Source organism: Niveispirillum fermenti, assembly GCF_048066175.1.
GTDB classification, from domain to species: domain Bacteria; phylum Pseudomonadota; class Alphaproteobacteria; order Azospirillales; family Azospirillaceae; genus Niveispirillum; species Niveispirillum fermenti.
In genome coordinates, this window is sequence record NZ_JBLTXA010000023.1 from 50,110 (window position 1) to 69,075 (window position 18,966).

The 18,966-nt window shown below is 68.9% G+C and carries 16 protein-coding genes; 7 read left to right on the plus strand and 9 right to left on the minus strand.

The window, feature by feature from the left end:
- Window positions 1-117 precede the first annotated feature (117 nt).
- Window positions 118-777: a sulfite oxidase-like oxidoreductase gene (locus ACM9LZ_RS18785; protein ID WP_416621047.1), complete on the minus strand. Its 660-nt coding sequence runs from the start codon at window positions 775-777 to the stop codon at window positions 118-120.
- Window positions 778-982: 205 nt separating this feature from the next.
- On the opposite strand from ACM9LZ_RS18785, the gene ACM9LZ_RS18790 reads away from it, so the two are divergent.
- The 6 genes from ACM9LZ_RS18790 to ACM9LZ_RS18815 all read left to right on the plus strand — a co-directional run bounded on the left by ACM9LZ_RS18790 (window position 983) and on the right by ACM9LZ_RS18815 (window position 9,515).
- Window positions 983-3,313 (plus strand): mechanosensitive ion channel domain-containing protein, encoded by a 2,331-nt coding sequence (locus tag ACM9LZ_RS18790; protein WP_416621048.1) that lies wholly within the window; start codon window positions 983-985, stop codon window positions 3,311-3,313.
- Entirely contained in the window at window positions 3,310-3,954 is a 645-nt protein-coding gene (locus ACM9LZ_RS18795; protein ID WP_416621049.1) for a LysE family translocator, read from the plus strand. The genes ACM9LZ_RS18790 and ACM9LZ_RS18795 overlap by 4 nt, the downstream gene beginning before the upstream one ends.
- Before the next feature lie 71 nt (window positions 3,955-4,025).
- Complete coding sequence (locus ACM9LZ_RS18800; protein ID WP_416621050.1) at window positions 4,026-7,091, plus strand: ligand-binding sensor domain-containing diguanylate cyclase; 3,066 nt, start codon at window positions 4,026-4,028, stop codon at window positions 7,089-7,091.
- Window positions 7,092-7,337: 246 nt separating this feature from the next.
- Complete coding sequence (locus ACM9LZ_RS18805) at window positions 7,338-8,054, plus strand: carbonic anhydrase (RefSeq protein WP_416621051.1); 717 nt, start codon at window positions 7,338-7,340, stop codon at window positions 8,052-8,054.
- Window positions 8,055-8,085: 31 nt separating this feature from the next.
- Window positions 8,086-8,721, plus strand: a complete 636-nt coding sequence (locus tag ACM9LZ_RS18810) for a LolA family protein (protein ID WP_416621052.1) — start codon at window positions 8,086-8,088, stop codon at window positions 8,719-8,721.
- A gap of 14 nt (window positions 8,722-8,735) precedes the next feature.
- Entirely contained in the window at window positions 8,736-9,515 is a 780-nt protein-coding gene (locus ACM9LZ_RS18815; RefSeq protein WP_416621053.1) for a gamma-glutamyl-gamma-aminobutyrate hydrolase family protein, read from the plus strand.
- Between the two features lie 17 nt (window positions 9,516-9,532).
- Here the strand turns inward: ACM9LZ_RS18815 and ACM9LZ_RS18820 are convergent, their stop codons facing one another.
- A complete protein-coding gene (locus tag ACM9LZ_RS18820) occupies window positions 9,533-9,970 on the minus strand; it encodes a VOC family protein (RefSeq protein ID WP_416621054.1) in 438 nt (145 codons plus the stop codon).
- Window positions 9,971-10,146: 176 nt separating this feature from the next.
- On the opposite strand from ACM9LZ_RS18820, the gene ACM9LZ_RS18825 reads away from it, so the two are divergent.
- Window positions 10,147-11,544, plus strand: a complete 1,398-nt coding sequence (locus tag ACM9LZ_RS18825; RefSeq protein WP_416621055.1) for an NAD(P)H-dependent flavin oxidoreductase — start codon at window positions 10,147-10,149, stop codon at window positions 11,542-11,544.
- Between the two features lie 108 nt (window positions 11,545-11,652).
- Here the strand turns inward: ACM9LZ_RS18825 and ispG are convergent, their stop codons facing one another.
- From ispG to fliN, 7 genes are all read right to left on the minus strand, one after another.
- On the minus strand, window positions 11,653-12,774 hold the full coding sequence (gene ispG / locus ACM9LZ_RS18830; protein WP_416621056.1) for a flavodoxin-dependent (E)-4-hydroxy-3-methylbut-2-enyl-diphosphate synthase: 1,122 nt from the start codon (window positions 12,772-12,774) through the stop codon (window positions 11,653-11,655).
- 26 nt (window positions 12,775-12,800) lie between these two features.
- Window positions 12,801-14,000 carry a helix-turn-helix domain-containing protein gene (locus tag ACM9LZ_RS18835; protein WP_416621057.1) on the minus strand — a complete coding sequence of 400 codons (1,200 nt, stop codon included), beginning with the start codon at window positions 13,998-14,000 and terminating at the stop codon, window positions 12,801-12,803.
- 135 nt (window positions 14,001-14,135) lie between these two features.
- The gene (gene ptsP / locus ACM9LZ_RS18840; RefSeq protein ID WP_416621072.1) at window positions 14,136-16,439 is read right to left on the minus strand and encodes a phosphoenolpyruvate--protein phosphotransferase; all 2,304 of its coding nucleotides are present in this window, start codon (window positions 16,437-16,439) and stop codon (window positions 14,136-14,138) included.
- 177 nt (window positions 16,440-16,616) lie between these two features.
- Window positions 16,617-17,318, minus strand: coding sequence for a hypothetical protein (locus ACM9LZ_RS18845; protein WP_416621058.1), 702 nt, complete (start codon window positions 17,316-17,318; stop codon window positions 16,617-16,619).
- Complete coding sequence (locus ACM9LZ_RS18850) at window positions 17,315-17,905, minus strand: YcbK family protein (protein ID WP_416621059.1); 591 nt, start codon at window positions 17,903-17,905, stop codon at window positions 17,315-17,317. Before ACM9LZ_RS18850 ends, ACM9LZ_RS18845 begins: the two co-directional genes overlap by 4 nt.
- The gene (locus ACM9LZ_RS18855; protein ID WP_416621060.1) at window positions 17,905-18,576 is read right to left on the minus strand and encodes a response regulator transcription factor; all 672 of its coding nucleotides are present in this window, start codon (window positions 18,574-18,576) and stop codon (window positions 17,905-17,907) included. The genes ACM9LZ_RS18850 and ACM9LZ_RS18855 overlap by 1 nt, the downstream gene beginning before the upstream one ends.
- A gap of 21 nt (window positions 18,577-18,597) precedes the next feature.
- Window positions 18,598-18,900 carry a flagellar motor switch protein FliN gene (fliN, locus tag ACM9LZ_RS18860; protein ID WP_416621061.1) on the minus strand — a complete coding sequence of 101 codons (303 nt, stop codon included), beginning with the start codon at window positions 18,898-18,900 and terminating at the stop codon, window positions 18,598-18,600.
- Window positions 18,901-18,966: the final 66 nt, after the last annotated feature.

Consider the following 18,966-nt stretch of genomic DNA (forward strand, 5'->3'; position numbering starts at 1 on the left):
TGCGCCTTGTGATCCGGTTCCAAGGGGGCGCCGGGGCAGCGTCAACTGCCCCGGCAACCTTCTCGAATATAAGCCCGCCGCCGTCGTCTGGCAACGGACCGAATCGATTACCACGCTTCAGCTATAGCGCTGTTCGGTCCAGGGATCGCCCTCATTGTGGTAACCGCGTTCTTCCCAGAAGCCGGGCCGGTCCTCCGCCACGAACTCGATGCGGTTCACCCATTTGGCGGATTTCCAGAAATAGAATTTCGGGATGATCACCCGCACCGGCCCGCCATGGTCGGTCGTGATGGGCTCGCCTTCCCAGCCATGGGCCAGCAGCACGTCGGCATCATCGAACACCGGAAGGGCCACGTTTGTCGTGTACCCGTCATAGGAATGGAAGATGACATGCCTGGCCTCGGGCAGCGGCCTGACCACTTCCAGGATATGCCGGGCCGACACGCCTTCCCAATGATTGTCATAGCGTGACCAGGATGTGACGCAATGGATGTCGGAGACGTCCTGGAAGGGCGGCTGGCGCCGGAAATCAGCCCAGTTCCAGGTTGTCGGGTGTTCCACCAGCCCGTCGATGCGCAATTCCCACCGGTCGGCCGGAACCTGCGGCTGAACGCCCAGATCCAGCACGGGCCAGTTCCGGACCTCCCGCTGGCCGGGTGGCAGGCGCTGGGCACGCGGTGCGGCGGCGCCGGTCAGCAGCCGGCCGTCGCGGGCCCATTGCTGCTTGGACGCGATCAGCTTCGCGTTGGCGGGGTGTTCGGGCGTATCGTCGGCCATGGGGGGAGAATCCATCCGGGTGGTTGGCGGCTGTCCTTGACACATAGCGCGGCGGTCCCTGCGGGGCGAGGGGGACCGGTGCAGCGCGCGCACATGGCGCGGCACGCCAGAACTGCTATGTTGCACCTGACATTGCTGAACCCGCGGGGTATGCGCCTTGTCCGGGGCGGTGCCCCCCTCGCACCGGAAGAAGGTCCCGTTGCCCATGCGGCCATATCCGATCCGTTCCTGGCTGACCGGCCTGCTGTTCGTCCTGCTTGTCCTGGCGGGGGTGCCCGCATGGGCCCAATCCGCCGCGACGCCCGACACGGACGCCCCCCGCGCGGCGGAGATGGATGCTCTGATCGCCACGCTGGAGGACCCGGCCAGCCGTGATGCGCTGCTGGCACGGCTGAAGGCGCTGCGGGCTGTGGAGGCTCCGCCGGCGGCGGCGGAACCGGACACGATGGGCGGGCGCGTGCTGGCAACCCTGTCCGACCGTGTGGAGCAGTTGAGCGCGCAGGTCGCGGCGGCCGGGCAGGCGCTGATCGACGCGCCGCACGCCCTGCGCTGGCTGCATCAGCAGGTCACGGATCCGGTCCGCCGTGATGGCTGGGTGGCCTTGGGCCTGCATCTGGCCGGCATCATCGGCGGCGGGTATGCCGCGCGGTTCCTGACCATCTGGCTGCTGGCCCGGCCGCGCGCGTCGCTGGGTGCCCGCCCGGCCGGCGGTCTGATGATGAAGCTGCTGCTGCTGGCGGCCCGTCTGCTGCTGGACCTGCTGCCGCTCGCGGCCTTCGCCCTGGCCGGTTTCGGCCTGCTGGCCGTCACCGACGCACCGCACGCGGTGCGGCTGGCATCGCTGACCATCCTGAATGCCAGCCTGATCGTGCAGGGTGTCCTGGCGCTGACCCGTTTCCTTCTGTCGCCCGCGACGGCCAATCTGCGGCTGGGCGCGCTGGGCGACGAAACGGCGCACTATCTGCTGATCTGGGTGCGGCGCGTCGTGATCGTCGCCGTTTACGGCTATTTCATCGGCGAGGCGATGGAGGTGCTGGGTCTGCCTCCCACACCGCTGGCGGCGTGGCTGAAATTCGTCGGCCTGCTGGTCACGGCCATGATCGTCATCCTGATCCTTCAGAACCGGCAACCGGTGGCAGATGCCTTGCGCGGCCGGCCGGAACCGTTGCCCGGCACCGATCCCGGCGAGGCGCTGCGCGCGCTGCTGGCCGGTGAAGGAGAGGGGGAGATGCAGGCGGCCGGAACGGCGGCATCCGGTGCGCCGGTCCGCCGGCAGGTGGTCCTGCGGCTGGTGCGGCAGCGGCTGGCCGATGTCTGGCACATCCTGGCCATCCTCTATATCGGTGCCGTCTATCTGATCTGGGTTCTGGATATCGCCGGCGGATTCGATTTCGTGCTGCGCGCCACGCTGGTGACGGGCGCCATCCTGATCGTGTCGCGCCTGCTGTCGGAAGGGCTGAACCGGCTCGTCCTGCGCGGGCTGGAGGTGCCGGCAGACCTGAAATCCGCCTATCCGGGGCTGGAGGAAAGGGTCAACCGCTATCTGCCATTGCTGAGCCGGCTGGCCCAGGGGGCGCTGGTGCTGTTCACCCTGCTGCTGCTGGCGCAGGCGTGGGGTGCCAATGTCGCGGCCTGGCTGGGCAGCGGCATCGGCCAGCGCATCGGCGCGTCGGCGATCACCATCACCATCGTCCTGGCGCTGGCCCTGGTTGTGTGGGAGATGGTCAACGGCGCCATCCAGCGCTACCTGCTGGCCACCGACGATCAGGGGGTGCGCCTGATGCGAAGCGCGCGCATGCGCACCCTGCTGCCGCTGCTGCGCAATGTGCTGACGGTGTTCCTGGCCACGCTGGTGGTGCTGATCGTGCTGTCGGAGATGGGGGTCAACATCGCCCCGCTGCTGGCCGGTGCCGGTGTCATCGGCCTGGCCATCGGCTTCGGCGCGCAGACCCTGGTCAAGGACGTGATCACCGGCCTTTTCATGCTGATCGAGGATACAGTCAGCGTGGGCGACGTGGTGACCGTGGCCGGTCTGACGGGCGGGGTGGAGGCGATGTCCATCCGGTCCCTGCGGCTGCGCGGCTATGACGGAGCCGTCCATACCATCCCGTTCAGCTCCGTCGGGACCGTCACCAACAGCACCAAGGATTTCAGCTATTACGTCCTGAACGTGACCGTCGATTACGCCGCCGACACCGACCAGGTGGTCCGCATTCTCCAGGAACTGGGGGCGGAGATGCAGGCCGAGCCGGCGCTGGCCGCCAATATCCTGGGGCCGGTCGAAATCGCCGGCGTCGATGCCTTCCAGGACAGCGCGGTGCTGATCAAGGGCCGGCTTAAGACCCGGGCCGGGCAGCAATCGGCCATGGGGCGGGAATTCAACCGCCGCATGAAGAAGCGGTTCGATGCCGAGGGGATTTCCATTCCCTTCCCGCAGCGCGTGCTGCATATCACCTCCGGCAGCCCGGCCATGCCCGCATCCGGCCCGGACATGGGTGGGTCCGGCGCACCGGAAGACAGGACCGACCCATCATGATTTCCACGCAGACGCTCGTCATGTTCCTGACGACCTGCTTTTTCCTGTCGGCGACGCCTGGCCCCAACATGCTGTCCGCGCTGTCCATGGGCATGCGCCATGGACTGGCGGGGGCCGCCTGGGGCGGGATCGGCATGTGCCTGTCGCTGGGCGGGCTGGCCGCCTTGTCGGCCCTGGGGCTGGGCCTGCTGCTGAAGGCGTCGCCGCTGGCGTTCTCCATCTTCAAATGGGCCGGGGTCGCCTATCTCACCTGGCTGGGCGTGCAGGCCTGGCGGGCGGTTCCAGCACCCCCGGCGGCGCTGGCCGAGGCCGCGGTGCAGGCCCGGTCGGCGCGGCGGCGGGGGCTGGCGGGGCTTTTCGGCCAGGGGCTGCTGATCACCCTGTCCAATCCCAAGGCGCTGATCTTCATGGCAGCCTTCTTCCCGCAATTCATCGATCCGCAGCGGGCGCTGGCCCCGCAGCTTTCCATCCTGGTCGCCGGCATGCTGGTGATCGAGTTCGGCTGGATCATGACCTATGCCATCGGGGGCAGGGGGCTGGCCCTGCGCCTGTCCGGACCGTCATCCCAGCGCTGGCTGAACCGCATGACGGGCGCCCTGCTGATCGGGGCCGGGCTGCTGCTCGCCATGACCTCGCTTTGATGGCGGGTGGCCCTTCCCTTGCCGGGGGGCGCACGGCATAGTGGATGAACGCCGACCGATGCCAAATCCCCATGCCCTCGCCCTCCCTTGCGCGCACCTTTCCCGCCCTCGGGCTGATGCTGGCGCTCCTGGTGCTGTGCATGCCCTCCCGTGCGGCCGGCGACGGGGACATCTGGGGTGATTTTCCGGCCCTTTCCTTTTCCCGACTGACAACAGCCGACGGGCTGCCGCACGATACGGTCAGCGCTGTGGCCCAGGATCGTGACGGGCTGCTGTGGGTCGGCACGCAGGCGGGACTGGCGCGGTACGACGGTTACCGCATGCAGCGCTGGGAAGCCGATCCCGGCCGGCCCGGCAGCCTGCCCGACAATTATATCCGGGCCCTGCTGCCCCTGGCGGATGGCGGCATGCTGGTCGGCACGGGCGCCGGCGGGGTTGCCCGGTACGATCCGTGGCGGGACCAGTTCATCCGGCTGCTGCCCCCCGATGGCGATTCGGGCCGCGTCCTGGCGATCGAGCCCAGCCGCACCGCCGGGGGTGACAGCGCCTGGATCGCCACCGATGACGGGCTGTTCCAGTGGCAGGCGGGAGAGCCCGGGCTGCGGCATGTCGATATCCGCCTGGCCGACGGCAGCGCGGCCAACCCGCGCCTGTTCACCGTGTTCGAGGATGCCAACGGCGATCTCTGGCTGGGCGGTGTCGCGGGGCTGCTGCACCGGCGTGCCGGTCAGGCACATTTCACCCGCATCCGCGGCCAGGGGGCGGCGGCGGCCGTGCTGGCGGGCGACATCTGGGCCATCCTGCGCGACAGTGCGGGCCGCCTTTGGGTCGGGTCGGGCGACGCGGGACTGGCCTATCTGCATCCCGCCGACGGCAAGCCGCGGGTCGTCGCCGGTCTTTCGGGGCCGGACGGGCTGGCCGGGCGGCGTACCGTCCGCGGTTTCACCGAGGTGCCGGGCGGCGATATCTGGATCGCGACCGACGGGGCCGGCCTGCTGATCCATGATCCGCGCACGGGCAGCACCCGCGCGGTCCGCCACGATCCCGTGCTGCCCGGCAGCATCGGCAGCGACCGCATGCGGGCCAGCATGGTGGACCGGTCGGGCAATATCTGGCTGGTGACCAGCCAGGGGCTGGAACGGCACGATCCCCATGCCGCGCGTGTCCGCATCGTGCCATCCTCCCCCCTCAATCCCATGACCCTGTCCAATGGGGAGGTGTTCTCCGCCCTGGATGACGGCCGCGGGCGGGTCTGGGTGGGGCTGGCCGATGGTGCCATCGATGTGCTGGACCTGCCGGCCCGGCGCATCCACCGGCTGCGCATGCCGGCGCCGCACAATGGGCGCGACGTGCAGGTGCTGCGGCGACTGGAGGACGGGACGCTGCTGGCCGGTGGCCGCGGCGTCGTGGCCATCGACCCCGCGAGCCTGGCGATCACCCCCGGCGCCGTTCCCTGCGCCGAAGGCCGCATCATCGTGGACATGGCCGTGGATGGCGGCACCGTCTGGCTGGGCAGTTACGACGGGCTGCTGCGCTACAGTCCCGCCACGGGGGAATGCACCGTCCACCGCCATGACGCCGCCCGTCCAGACAGTTTGGTCAGCGACCATGTGCGCGCCGTGCTGCGCCTGCCCGACGGGCGCGTTGCCGTGGCCACCGCCGCGGGGCTCAGCGTCGGCGACGGCTCGGGACGGTTTCGCAATTTCAGGCCCGATCCGGCGGTCCCGGGTACCCTGCCGCACGGCTTCGTGACGGGGCTGGCCCTGGATGGACATGGCCGGCTGTGGCTGTCCACGGCCGGGGGTGGCCTGGTCGTCACGGATGTGGAGGATATGGCCGGCACGCCGCGGTTCCGCGCCATGCGCCGGGGCAACGGCCTGCCGCACGACAATGTCGGCGGGGTGGGGGTGGACGGGCGGGGCCGCATCTGGTTCACCACCCCGTCGCGCATCGGCATGCTGGACCCGCCCACCGGCCGCTTCACCCTTCTGGGTGCCCGTGACGGGGCGACCATGAAATACTATGTCCTGCGGGCCCTGGCCTGGGGGCCCGATGGCAGCCTGCTGCTGGGCGGGCTGGGCGGGCTGGCCATCCTGGATACCGACGGGGCCGCCGATCCGCCGCCGCCCGGCCGGCTGCAATTGACGGGCCTGTCGGTCAACCACCAGCGGCGTCTGCCCTCCTTTCTGCCGGCGGCGGGCGGGGTGCTCCGGCTGTCGGCGCTGGAACGCACGCTGGCGCTGGATTTCGCGCTGCTGGATTTCCGATCGGCCGCCGACCTGCGCTATCGTCATCGGCTGGAAGGGTTCGATGCCGGCTGGGTGGACAGCCCGCCGCGCGCACCGGGCGCCAGCTACACCAACCTGCCGCCCGGCGATTATGTTCTGGTCGTGCAGGCCCTGACCGAGGGGCCCGATGCGCTGGCGGGCGAGATGCGGCTGTCGGTCACCGTGGCTCCGTTCTGGTACGAGACGCTGTGGGCACGGATCGGCGGATTGCTGGTGGTGATGGTACTGGTCGCGGCCATCGTCCAGGCCCGCACCCGCGCCCTGCGCCGGCAGCGCGGGCACCTGGAGGCGGAGGTGACGGCCCGGACACGCGACCTGATGGCCGCCAATGCCCGGCTGGACATGCTGGCCAGCACCGACCCGCTGACGGGCCTGCTGAACCGCCGCCGTTTCATGGAACTGGCCCTGCACGAGCATATGCGGGCCTGCCGCTATGGCCGGCCGCTCAGCGTCATCCTGATCGACCTGGACCATTTCAAGCAGGTCAATGACAGCCATGGCCACCGCATGGGCGACGCCGTGCTGCGCACCGCGGCCGACACGCTGGAGGCCGGACGGCGCGGGCCGGACCTGGCCGCCCGCTTCGGCGGGGAGGAACTGGTTATCCTGCTGCCGGAAACGGGACTGGCCGGTGCCGCCGAACTGGCCGAACGGCTGCGCCTGTCCCTGGCGGCGGCCCGCACCGTTCTGGACGGCGTTGAGGTGGGTGTTACGGCCAGCCTGGGCGTGGCCGGGTGGCGCGGCGCGTCGGAAAGCCTGGACAGCCTGCTGCACCGGGCCGACACGGCGCTCTACGCCGCGAAGAACAGCGGGCGCAACAAGGTGATCGTGGCGGCTGCCCCAGACTGATACCAGCGGCCGAAAATCTTGACCGATGGTCAAGGTTTTCGGCACCTCAAGCGCCGGGCCTGCGGTGATGCCGGGTCATACCAGGGGCATGAGTCATAAGTTCATGCCCCTGGTATGACCCGGCATCACCGCAGGCCCCCCATGACATGGAAATGTCATTGGCCATCTGGACAGTTGCGGGCCGGCCCGTCATGGTGCAGGCGCAAAATTCCGGTCTACTGACCTTCCGTAGAAATGGGGCGCTCCATGCTGAAGGATCTGATCGAAGGCTTCCGGGAGTTCCGGCGGACCAATTTCAAGCAGCAGCGCGGCCTGTTCCGCACCCTGGCCTGGGCAGGGCAGAAGCCCAAGGCGGCGCTGATCACCTGTTGCGACAGCCGGGTCGACCCGACCCTGATCTTCGCGGCGCAGCCGGGCGATCTGTTCGTCGTCCGCAACGTCGCCAATCTGGTTCCCCCCTACCAGCCCAACAAGGACTTCCACGGCACCAGCGCTGCGCTGGAATTCGCCGTGAAGGAACTGGGCGTGCAGTTGCTGGTGGTCATGGGCCATTCGCAGTGCGGCGGCGTTGCCGCGTTGCCGCAGGACCGCAGCAACCAGACCTACGACTTCGTCACCGAATGGGTGTCCATCGCCGATCCGGCCCTGGCCAAGGTCCGCGCCGACATGCCGGAGGGCGCGCAGCTCGACCTGTCGGAACTGGAAAGGGCTGTGGTCCGCCTGTCCCTGGAGAATCTGCGTACCTTCCCCTGGATCCGGGAGGCGGAGCAGGAAGGCCGGCTGCTGCTGTGCGGCATGCTGTTCGACGTGGCGGATGCCGAACTGTACGTCCTGGACGGGGAGACGGGGCTGTTCCAGCCGGCGTCACCCCCGACCCCGCGTCCGCGCTTCCATGCCTCCCTGTCCTCCACGACGGTGGCTGCCGTGGACCAGCGCCGCGGCGATGACACGGCGCATACATAATCCAGCCATGATCGGCGGCTAGACAGGTCCCATGCGCTTTTCCATCCTGGCCCTGCTGGCCGCCATTGCCTTCGCCGTTCCGTCCGCCGCCGCCGCCAAGGGGGCGCCGCCGCCGCTTTCGGCAGAGGCAAAGGCGCGCCTGCCTGCCGTGGAAGCCTATCTGAACAGCATCCGCAGCCTGAAATCGCAGTTCATCCAGTCCAGCGACGATGGCGGCCCCATGGCCGCCGGCACGTTCCAGCTTCTGCGGCCGGGACGGATGCGCATCGATTACGACCCGCCCAACGCCAATTTCATCGTGGCCGACGGCCGCTTCGTCTATTTCTGGGATGCGGAGGTGCGGGAGCAGCAGAATGCCCCGATCGGCAGCACGCTGGCCGATTTCCTGCTGCGGGAACGGATCAGCCTGTCGGGTGATGTCACGGTCACCCGCCTGGAACAGGAAGATGGTCTGCTGGAACTGACCCTGGTACAGACCAAGGATCCCGGTCTTGGCAGCCTGACCCTGGTGTTCGAGGAAAAGCCCTTCGGCCTGCGCAAATGGCGGGTGCTGGATGCGCAGGGGCGTACCACGCAGGTGGCCTTGCAGAACCCGCAATTCGGCGTCAGCCTGGACAAGGACCAGTTCTATTTCCGTGACCCCGGCCGCCGCCGCGGCCGCGACTGACGGGAGCCCGAGACATGACCCAGCCCGTGCCCGCCGCCCGCAAACCGCTGGTCGGCCTGCCCTGCGACGCGCGTGAACTGGGGGCGCATCCGTTTCATGTCGTGGGCGACAAATATATCCGCGCCGTCAGCCATGGGGCCGGCTGCCAGCCCCTGCTGATCCCGGCGCTGGGCGACTGGTGGGATGTGGATGCGCTGCTGGACGGGCTGGACGGCCTGTTCCTGACCGGCAGCCCCAGCAACCTGCATCCGGGCCATTACGGCCTGCCGGACGACATGATCACCCCGCCGCTGGACCCGGCGCGCGATGCCACGACCCTACCGCTGCTGAAGGCGGCCCTCGCCCGTGGCGTGCCGGTCTTCGCCGTCTGCCGCGGCTTTCAGGAAATGAACGTCGCACTGGGCGGCACGCTTCACCCGCGTGTGCAGGATGTCCCGGGCCGCATGGACCACCGGGAGCCCAAGGATGCACCCGTGGAGGTGCAGTATGCTCCCGTCCACCCCGTGACCCTGGCCGAGGGGGGGGAGTTCGCGCGCATCACCGGTGAGCGGGAAATGATGGTCAATTCCCTGCACCAGCAGGGGATCGACCGGCTGGCCGACACGCTGGCGGTGGAGGCGACGGCGCCCGACGGCCAGATCGAGGGCGTGCGCTTCATCGGCGGACCGGGCTTTGCCATCGGGGTGCAGTGGCATCCCGAATGGCATTTCTGGGAAAACCCGGCCTATGCCGCCCTGCTTTCCGCCTTCGGCGATGCCGTGCGGGCCCATGTGGCACGCGGCAGCCGGCCCTGACGGGTGCGGCAGGACGCCTATAAGGGCGCCTGCCAGGGATCGTAGGTTCCGAAATGCCACAGATGGCCTTCGGGATCGCGCAGGGTGAAGGCGCGGGAACCATAGCCGGTCTCCACGATGCCGCCCTCCAGCGCCGTTGCCCCCGCCGCCACGGCACGGGCGTACAGCGTATCCAGATCGGTGATGATGAAGCAGTTCAGGGCCGCACCGGCCCCGTCGGGGCCCGGCGCACGGAAACCGTACTGGTCCTTGCGGTCGCTGCCCAGCATCACCATGCCGCTGCCCAGGACAAGCTGGGCATGGGTGATACCATCCCCGGCGTCGGGCACCACAAGTTGTTCGACGAAGCCGATGGTGCGGGACAGCCAGGCGATGGCAGCCCTTGCGTCCCTGTAGCGCAGGCAGGGCGTGACCTGCCCGTTACGGTTCCCGGCCGCCCCATCCGATCCTGGCATCCCCGCCTTCTCCCCACGGTTCATGGCCCTTTCCGGGCTTCCGCTACGTCAACATAATGCGACGGCGGGGGCTACCCCTCTTTCGCTCCGATATCTTTTCCTATATGCACCCGATGGGAACCCGCGCGGCTTGCCGGTTGCGGGAAGGTATCGTTCGGTCTTTCGGAGGAAGTACGGTGAAGGCGCTGAAGCCCCTGCTCATGTCCGGCAAGGAAGTGCTGCCCCTGGTCGAAGGCGGCAAGGGCATCGCTGTATCGAACGGACAAAGCTCCGGCGCCTGGGCGGCGGCCGGCGGCGTGGGTACCTTTTCCGGCGTGAATGCCGACACGTATGACGCGGACGGCAACCCCGTTCCGCAGGTCTATCGCACCCGCACCCGGCGGGAACGGCACGAGGAACTGATCGCCTATGGCATTCAGGGCGGCATCACCCAGGCCCGCATCGCGCACGAGACGTCCAACGGCCAGGGCCGCCTGCATGTCAATGTGCTGTGGGAGATGGGCGGGGCGGAACCGATCCTGGAAGGCATCCTGGAAGGGGCGAAGGGCCTGGTCCACGGCGTGACCTGCGGTGCCGGCATGCCGTACCGCGTGGCGGAGATCGCGGTCCGCCACGGTATCTATTATTACCCGATCGTCAGTTCGGCCCGCGCCTTCCGCGCCCTGTGGCTGCGCGCCTACAACAAGCATGCCGACCTGCTGGGCGGCGTGGTCTATGAGGACCCCTGGCTGGCCGGCGGCCATAACGGACTGTCCAACAGCGAGGACCCGCAGACGCCGGAAGACCCCTATCCCCGCGTCGCGGCCCTGCGCCAGATGATGAACAGCTTCGGCCTGTCGCAGACGCCCATCATCATGGCCGGCGGTGTCTGGTGGCTGTCGGAATGGGAGCATTGGCTGGACAATCCGGAGATCGGTCCCGTCGCCTTCCAGTTCGGCACGCGCCCGCTGCTGACCCAGGAAAGCCCCATCTCCGACGCCTGGAAGCGCAAGCTGCTCACCCTTCAGCCCGGCGATGTCTATCTGAACCGGTTCTCGCCAACGGGCTTCTATTCGTCGGCGGTGCGCAACCCGTTCCTGGAGGATCTGCGCCTGCGTTCCGAACGGCAGGTCGCCTTCGCGACAGAGCCGGTGGGCGAGCTGACCGAGGAATTCGCCATCGGCCCGCGCGGCCGGCCCGTCTATCTGACCAGGGCCGACAAGGAACATGCCGAAGGCTGGATGACCCAGGGCTTTACGACGGCGCTGAAGACACCCGACACGACGCTGGTCTTCGTGACGCCGGAGAATGCCCGCGCCATCCTGAAGGATCAGGTGGACTGCATGGGCTGCCTGTCGGCCTGCGCCTTTTCCAACTGGTCGCAGAATGAGGAGGGCACGACGGGCCGCCGTGCCGATCCGCGTTCCTTCTGCATCCAGAAGACCTTGCAGAACATCAGCCATTCGGAAGATTGCGAACACCAGTTGATGTTCGCCGGCCACAATGCCTATCGCTTCGCCCAGGACCCCTGGTACCGGGACGGGTTCGTGCCCAGTGTGAAGCAGCTTGTCGACCGGATCGCGACGGGTCAGTAATGCCCCTCAACGCGGGGCCGGCAGTCGCCGGCCTCCAATCCGCCAAAGGTCAAACCTTCGGCGGATTGGTATAAAAAGCCAGGAGGCATGATCCATGCCTCCTGAATATCAGCCCTTGGCAGCGATCTCGGCGGCCTTGGCCTCGACCAGCTTGACCAGATGATCGACGATCCCCTCGTCCTTCAGCCGGTGGGCCGGCACACCACCCAGATAGACCTGGTGCGTGCCCTTGCCGCCGCCGGTGAAGCCGATATCGGTCATGGTGGCCTCACCCGGCCCGTTCACGACGCAGCCGATGACGGATACCGTCAGCGGGGTCGTGATGTGGGCCAGCCGTTCCTCCAGCACCTCCACCGTCTTGATGACGTCGAACTGCTGGCGGGCGCAGGACGGGCAGGAGATGACGGTCACGCCGCGGCGCCGCAGGCCCAGGCTTTTCAGCATCTCGTACCCGACCTTCACCTCCTCCACCGGATCGGCGGACAGGGAAACGCGGATCGTGTCGCCGATGCCGGACCAGAGCAGCATGCCCAGCCCGATGGATGATTTCACCGTGCCGGCCCGCAGGCCGCCGGCTTCGGTGATGCCGATATGCAGCGGGTAGTCGCAGGCCTCCGCCAGTCCCTGATAGGCGGCCACGGCCATGAAGACGTCGGATGCCTTCACGGAAATCTTGAAATCCAGGAAATCATGGTCTTCCAGGATACGGGCATGGGTCAGCGCGCTTTCCACCAGCGCATCGGGACAGGGCTCCCCATAGCGCTCCAGCAGCTCGCGCTCCAGGCTGCCGGCATTGACGCCGATGCGCATGGAACAGCCATGGTCCTTCGCGGCGGCGACCACCTCGCGCACGCGGTCGGCCGACCCGATATTGCCGGGGTTGATGCGCAGGCACGCCGCACCCGCCCGCGCCGCCTCGATGGCCCGGCGGTAATGGAAATGAATGTCGGCCACGATAGGCACCTGGGCGGCGCGCACGATCTCGGCTAGCGCCGCCGTGCTTTCCTCGTCGGGGCAGGAGACGCGGACGATGTCGGCCCCGGCCTCCTCCGCACGGCGGATCTGTTCGATCGTCGCCTTGGCGTCGGCCGTGACGGTATTGGTCATGGTCTGCACGCTGATCGGCGCGTCGCCCCCCACCAGCACCGATCCGACCCGCACCTGACGGGACTTGCGGCGCTGAATCTGGCGCCAGGGACGATGGGCGGCGGGATCGTGTTCGGCGGTCATGATGGATGGACTGTCCTGAAAAGGCCTCAGCGCGCGGAAAGCGCGTCGGGGGCCAGGGAAATGTTGCGCATCACCTGGGATTTCGGACCCAGCGGGGCAAGGTCCCGGCCGTCCAGGCTGACGACCAGACCACCGGCATTGCCCGTCTGCATCACCAGACCCTGGGCGTCGGGCGCGCGGAACACGTCGCCGCGGCGCAGTACGCGGGAAGCCCACAGGGTCCCCTTGCCGTCGCGCACCTCGATCCAGCTATCCTCCACAGCGCGGATGACCACCCGCACATCGCCCTGGGCCTGGCCAAAGACGCGGCCCGTGGCAGGGACCTGTTCGGCGGCGGGGGGGGCCTGATTGGCCGGCACGGTCGGCGCGCCCGGCACCTCCCCGGCGGCAACGGGCTCCACGTCGGGGGTCGCCGGCTCCACCACGGCGGCCGGGGCCTGGCCCTGGCCCAGGTCGGGCAGTTGCGGAACCTCGCTCTCCTCCTCCCCCGCGGCGACGGGGGCGGCCGGGCTGGTATCGGTGGCGGGAAGGGCGGCCGTGTCCGCGCCGGGCCTTCCGCCGGGCAGGGGCAGGGCAGCCGGCAGGCCCGCCGTGGCGGTCCCCACTTCCGGTGCCGAGGGCGGTGCGCCTTCGACCAGCGCTTCCACCTGTCCCGGTTCCAGCACGGGGGTGGGGGACGGGTCCGGCAATTCCACCGTGCCGTCACCATAGATCAGCTTGGACAGCCGTTCCGGCAATTCGGGAACCAGATCCCTCACCGACCGGTCGGCGGCCGACAATGCGTACCAGCCGCCATAGATCCCCACGGCCAGCAGGCCCGCGATCAGCAGAACGGCCCCGCCGGGGACGCGGCTTTCATTCACGGGTTCGGGGAAATAAAGCTCCGTCGGTGGTTCATGGCCGGCGGCATCCTGCTTGAAGCGCATCAGCACGGCCGTGGGGTCCAGTCCGACCACCTGGGCATAGGAGCGCAGGAACCCCGTACTGTAGGCATGGCCGGGCAGGTCGCCCCAGCGCCCCTCCTCGATCGCTTCCAGGAAGGCGGCGCGGATGCGCAGGTTGGCCGCCAGGTCGGGCAGGGCATAGCCCAGTGCCTCCCGCCGTGCCTTCAGTGCCTCGCCCACATGACGGGGGCCGGTGGGGGCGGCCGGCGCTTCCGCCGAGGCCGCTCCCGCCTGCTGGCGCATATCGCGCATATCCTGGTGCCGTCCGTTCTGATCCGCCATGGCTCCCCGCCGGATTGGCCTGTGCCGTAAAGGCCAGTCTTAACAACCAAGGTCACGGGGTGCAACCCGCGGACAGGCGCCCGCGGCCGCGCCGCCCCGTCCCCTTGCCCCGTCCCCTTGCCCCGTCCCCTTGCCCTATCCCAGCCGCACCCCATGGTCGGCGGCATAGGCCCGCAGATAGGGACGCAGGGTGCGCACCGGCAGGTGGTAGAGCCGGTCCATATAGGCGGCCAGGTCCGCCGCATGCAGGGACCGCAGCATGCTCTTCACCTCGAAGAAGGCGGGCGCCGACATGGACAGGTGGCGCAGGCCCACGCCCAGCAGGGCCATGGCGTCCAGCGGCTTGCTGGCCATCTCCCCGCACAGCGACAGGGTGACGCCCGCCTCCCCGCACTTCTCGACCAGCATCTTCAGCACGCGCAGCAGGGCCGGCGACAAAAGGTCGTAGCGGTTGTTCAGCATGGGATTGCCGCGGTCGCTGGCGAACAGGTATTGCAGCATGTCGTTCGACCCGACCGACATGAAATCGACCAGCGGCAGCAGCGCGTCCAGTTGGAACAGCAGGGCCGGCACTTCCATCATGACGCCGACCTTCAGGCTGGCCGGGCCGGGGGTGCCGCCCTGCCGCAGGCGCCCCACCTCCAGGTCCAGGATGCGCCGGGCCTGGATGAACTCCGCCACCGTGGCGATCATGGGGAACATGATGCGCAGATGCCGCCCGGCCCCGGCCAGCAGCATGGCGCGCAACTGCTTGCGCAGCATGGCCGGCCGGTCCAGCCCGATGCGGATGGCGCGCCAGCCCAGGGCCGGGTTTTCTTCCCCCAGTTCGGGGAAATAGGGCAGGGTCTTGTCACCGCCGACATCCAGGGTGCGGAAATTCACGGGCTTGCCGTCCGCCTCGTCCAGCACCTTGATGTAATTGTCGAGCTGGGTCGCCACATCCGGATAGGAGGGGCGGACCATGAAGGGGATTTCCGTGCGGTAGAGGCCGACGCCGTCGGCCCCCGTGGCGGTCAGATGCGGCAGGTCGATCAGCAGGCCGCAATTCAGCATCAAGGTGATCTGCCGCCCGTCAATCGTGATGGCGGGCAGGTCGCGCAGCTTGGCATATTCGGCCTGCCGCCGCTGGCGGGCGGCCAGGCTGGCGGCGAAGACGGCCTGGATATCGTCGGCGGGCCGCACGAAGACCTGGCCATTGTCGCCATCGACGATCAGGAAATCCAGCGGTTCCACGCGGCGCAGGATATCGGCCGCCTGGCCCACGACGGGAATGTCCAGCGCACGCGCCACGATGGCGACATGGCTGTAGGCCGATCCCTCCTCCAGCACCAGCCCGCGCAGCCGGCGGCGGTCATAATCCAGCAGTTCGGCCGGCCCCAGGTTGCGGGCCACCAGGATGAACTCGTCGGGCAGGGTGCCGCCCACCGCCTCCGCCGGCTTGCCCGCCAGATGCTGCAAAAGCCGGTTGGTGATGTCGTTCAGGTCCAGAAGCCGATCGCGCAGATAGGGATCGGCCACCTGGGCCATGCGGGCCGAATTGTCGTCCTGCACCCGCTGCACGGCGGCCTCCGCCGTCAAGCCGGACCGGATGGCCTCGCGGATGCGGTTCAGCCAGCCGCGGTCGGCGGCCACCATGCGGTAGGTCTGCATGATCTCCGCATGCTCGCTGTCCGACTCGCCGACTGCGATCAGCATCTGGTCGATGGACGAATGCATGCTGGTCACGGCTTCCTTCAGCCGGGCCAGTTCCGTTTCCGGATCGTCGGCCACCATCTGGCGGATGGTCAGTTGCGGCCGGTGCAGCACGGCCACGCCCATGCCCACGCCACGGTTCAGGCTGGTGCCCTCCACGCGCGACGGCAGCAGGACCAGGTCGTTGACCATCGACAGTTCGCGGCTGTCGACCAGTTCGCCCGCCACGATCAGTTCGGCCACGATCATGGCGATGGTCTGGAGGGTCTCGACCTCCTGCTCGTCATAGTCGCGGCGGTCCTTGTGCTGGATGGCCAGCACGCCGCGCACGCGGCCCCCGCGCAGGATGGGCACCGCCAGGAAGCCGTTGAACGGGTCTTCCCCCGTTTCCGGCCGGTAGGCGAAATTGGGATGGCTGGGGGCGTTGGCCAGGGCCACGGGCCGGGCATGGGCCGCCACGTCACCGATCAGACCCTCGCCCACGCGCATGCGGGTCTTGTGGACGGCGTCGGGGTTCAGACCGATGGTGGCGAACAGTTCCAGCACCTCGCCCGCGCGCATGACGTAGCAGGAGCAGACATCGGCCGACATTTCGTGGGCGATGGTCATGACGATCTTGTCCAGCCGGTCCTGGGCCGATCCGCTGCCGGCCATGACGTCGCGCAACCGCGCCAGCAGGCGCCGCGCACCCGCCGCCGGGTCGGGACTGCGCCCCGTTTCCGGCAGGATCGTCGGGGTGCCGCTCATCATCGTCATCGCCAGTCCAGTTCCATTCGCGAAGCACCAGCACCGGCCCCCATGAATGGGCGACCGGACGGGATATCCCTACCACATGAAGCGGTCCGCCACACCGGACTTAATGCCCATCACGGGTGCCGATTATGGAGTAGGCTTGCGCCCCGCGCCGATGCGCGGATGCCGGCTTCAAAGGTCGGGAAGCTGCAGGGGCATGTCGGCCCGGCAGGTGCCGGCCGCCACGGCGTCGCGCAGCCCGTCGGCCAGCACCTCCAGCACGAGGTCGCGCCCCGGCAGGCGGCGCAGCTCGCCCCGCCCGTCCAGCCGCACGCCGCGGCGCGCGGCGCGCGACCGCACGGCGTCGGCAATGGGTTCCTGGCCTGAATGGCTGGGTCCGCACTGGACCAGCGCCAGGCGCGGCGCGTCCGTGCCCTGCCGCATCAGCGCGAAAAAGGCGAAAAGATAGCGCTCCTCGTCGCTGCCATCTTCGCCCTGGCTCGCCAGGCTTTCGGCCAGCCGCTTGGCATGGCGTGTGCCGCGCAGCAGCCGTTCCAGCCCCGCGGCCGTGACGCGGCCCTGGGCCAGATAGATGGCCCGCGCCTCCCCGCCCGGCACCTGTATGCGGCCCAGCGGAATGTTCTGCACGGGCTGGAACGCAATGCTGCCCACCCGGCCCGACGGGGCGCTGACAACATAGCGCGCGCCGATGCGCATCACCTCCTCCGTGACGGTCAGCGTGTCGCCCGTGCCGGTCGGCAGGTCGCGGGGCAGCACACCGTCGGGCAGCGCCTGGCCCGTGGGCAGGACCGGCACATGGGCGGTCAGCACGGGCCGGCACCCTGCCAGCAGCGGCAGCGACAGGACCAGCAGGCAGGCCGCCCGGATGTTCATCGCGTTTTCCAGGTGCGGTTGGGACCGGTATCGATATGGGTATGGCCGGTGGAAGGATAATAGGCCGCCCCGCCGCGCTGCATGGTCTTGGCGATTTCGCCCAGTGCCGCGCCGGGCAGGAGCGGCACCTTGAAATCCATGGCGCGGCCGGTCAGGTGGTAGCTTTCCCGTGCGGCGTTGGCATTGTTGCGCACCAGATCGGCGTTGGTGCCGGGGGAGCGGAAGCCGTCGCTGACATGCACTTCCGTGGAGGGGGGAAGGCCGGTGCGCTGAAGAAGGTCGAACATGAAATCCATCAGCAGCGGGTCGATCCTGCCCACCTGCCCCGTCCGCCGGTCGCGCAGCAGCAGTTCGATCTTCTGCATGGCGCGGGGGTCGTAGGCGCCGTTGTGATAATAGATCACATCGGCCTTCTCCCCACTGCGCGGATGGATAAGGACGATGCGCCGCACGTCGGGCAGCGGGGGCAGGGGCGGCGGCGGCGGCTCCTCCGGGATGGGGGGCGGCCGGCTGGCGCAGGCGGCCAGCGGCGCCAGCAGGGCCACCGCCAGCAGCCGGCGCCGGGGGACGGGCAACCGGGGTCCCATCACGGCACCAGCCGGTAGCCGCCGGCCACCGTGACCAGCAGGCGGGATTGGTCGGGGTCCGGCTCGATCTTGCGGCGCAGGCGATAGATGTGCGTCTCCAGCGTATGCGTGTCGATGCCCGCGCCATAGCCCCAGACAGCATCCAGCAGGGCTTCGCGCGGGACCGGGGCATCGTGGCGGTGAAGATGGTCCAGGATGCGGGTCTCCTTCTCCGTCAGGCGGATGCGACGGCCATCGGTCGTTTCCAGGCGCTTGGCGGCGGCGTCGAAACGGTAGGGGCCGATGGCCACACCGCCCCCCGGGACCCGCGACAGCTTTTCCCCCAGCCGTGCCAGCAGGGCACTCAAACGGATGGGCTTGGCGACATGTTCCCCGGCCCCGTCCGGATCGGGTGGCGGGGCAGGCATACCCGGCGACAGCAGCAGGAACAGGGGCCCCTCCAGCCCGGCCGCGCGCAGTACCCGGCACAGGTCGCCCCCCGCCATGTCGGGCAGGGTGGCATCCACCAGGGCGGCATCCGGGGGGGGCACGGGCAGGCCGGCCAGCGCGCCGGCGGCCGTTCCGGCTTCCACCACCGTCAGACCGCCCTGGCCGGCCAGCAGTTCGGCCAGCGACCGGCGCAGCGCGTCGTCGGCATCGACCAGCAGGATGGATTTGCCCCCTGTCCGCATTCCCGGCACCGCCCGCCGGTCTTATTCGCCGGGGCCGGGGCCGAGCGGTTCGCGTCCGCGCGTCGCCTGGGGCATCAGTTCCACGATGGTCAGGCCCAGGCGGCCGTCCACGACGACCAGTTCGCCACGCGCCACCATGCGGTCATTGACGAAGACATCGACGGGGTCGCCGACAACCCGTTCCAGATCCACGATGTCGCCCGGTCCCATGCGCAGCAACTGGCTGATGCGCAGCCGCCGCCGGCCCAGCCGCACCGACACCTGCACCGGAACGGACAGGATGGAAGAACGGTCCAGATCGTCGCCGGACATCGGGTCGGCCATGCGCAGGGGCTCTTTCCAACGAAAACCAACGGGGGAACATGTGGGGCCAGACTATAAGGCATTCCG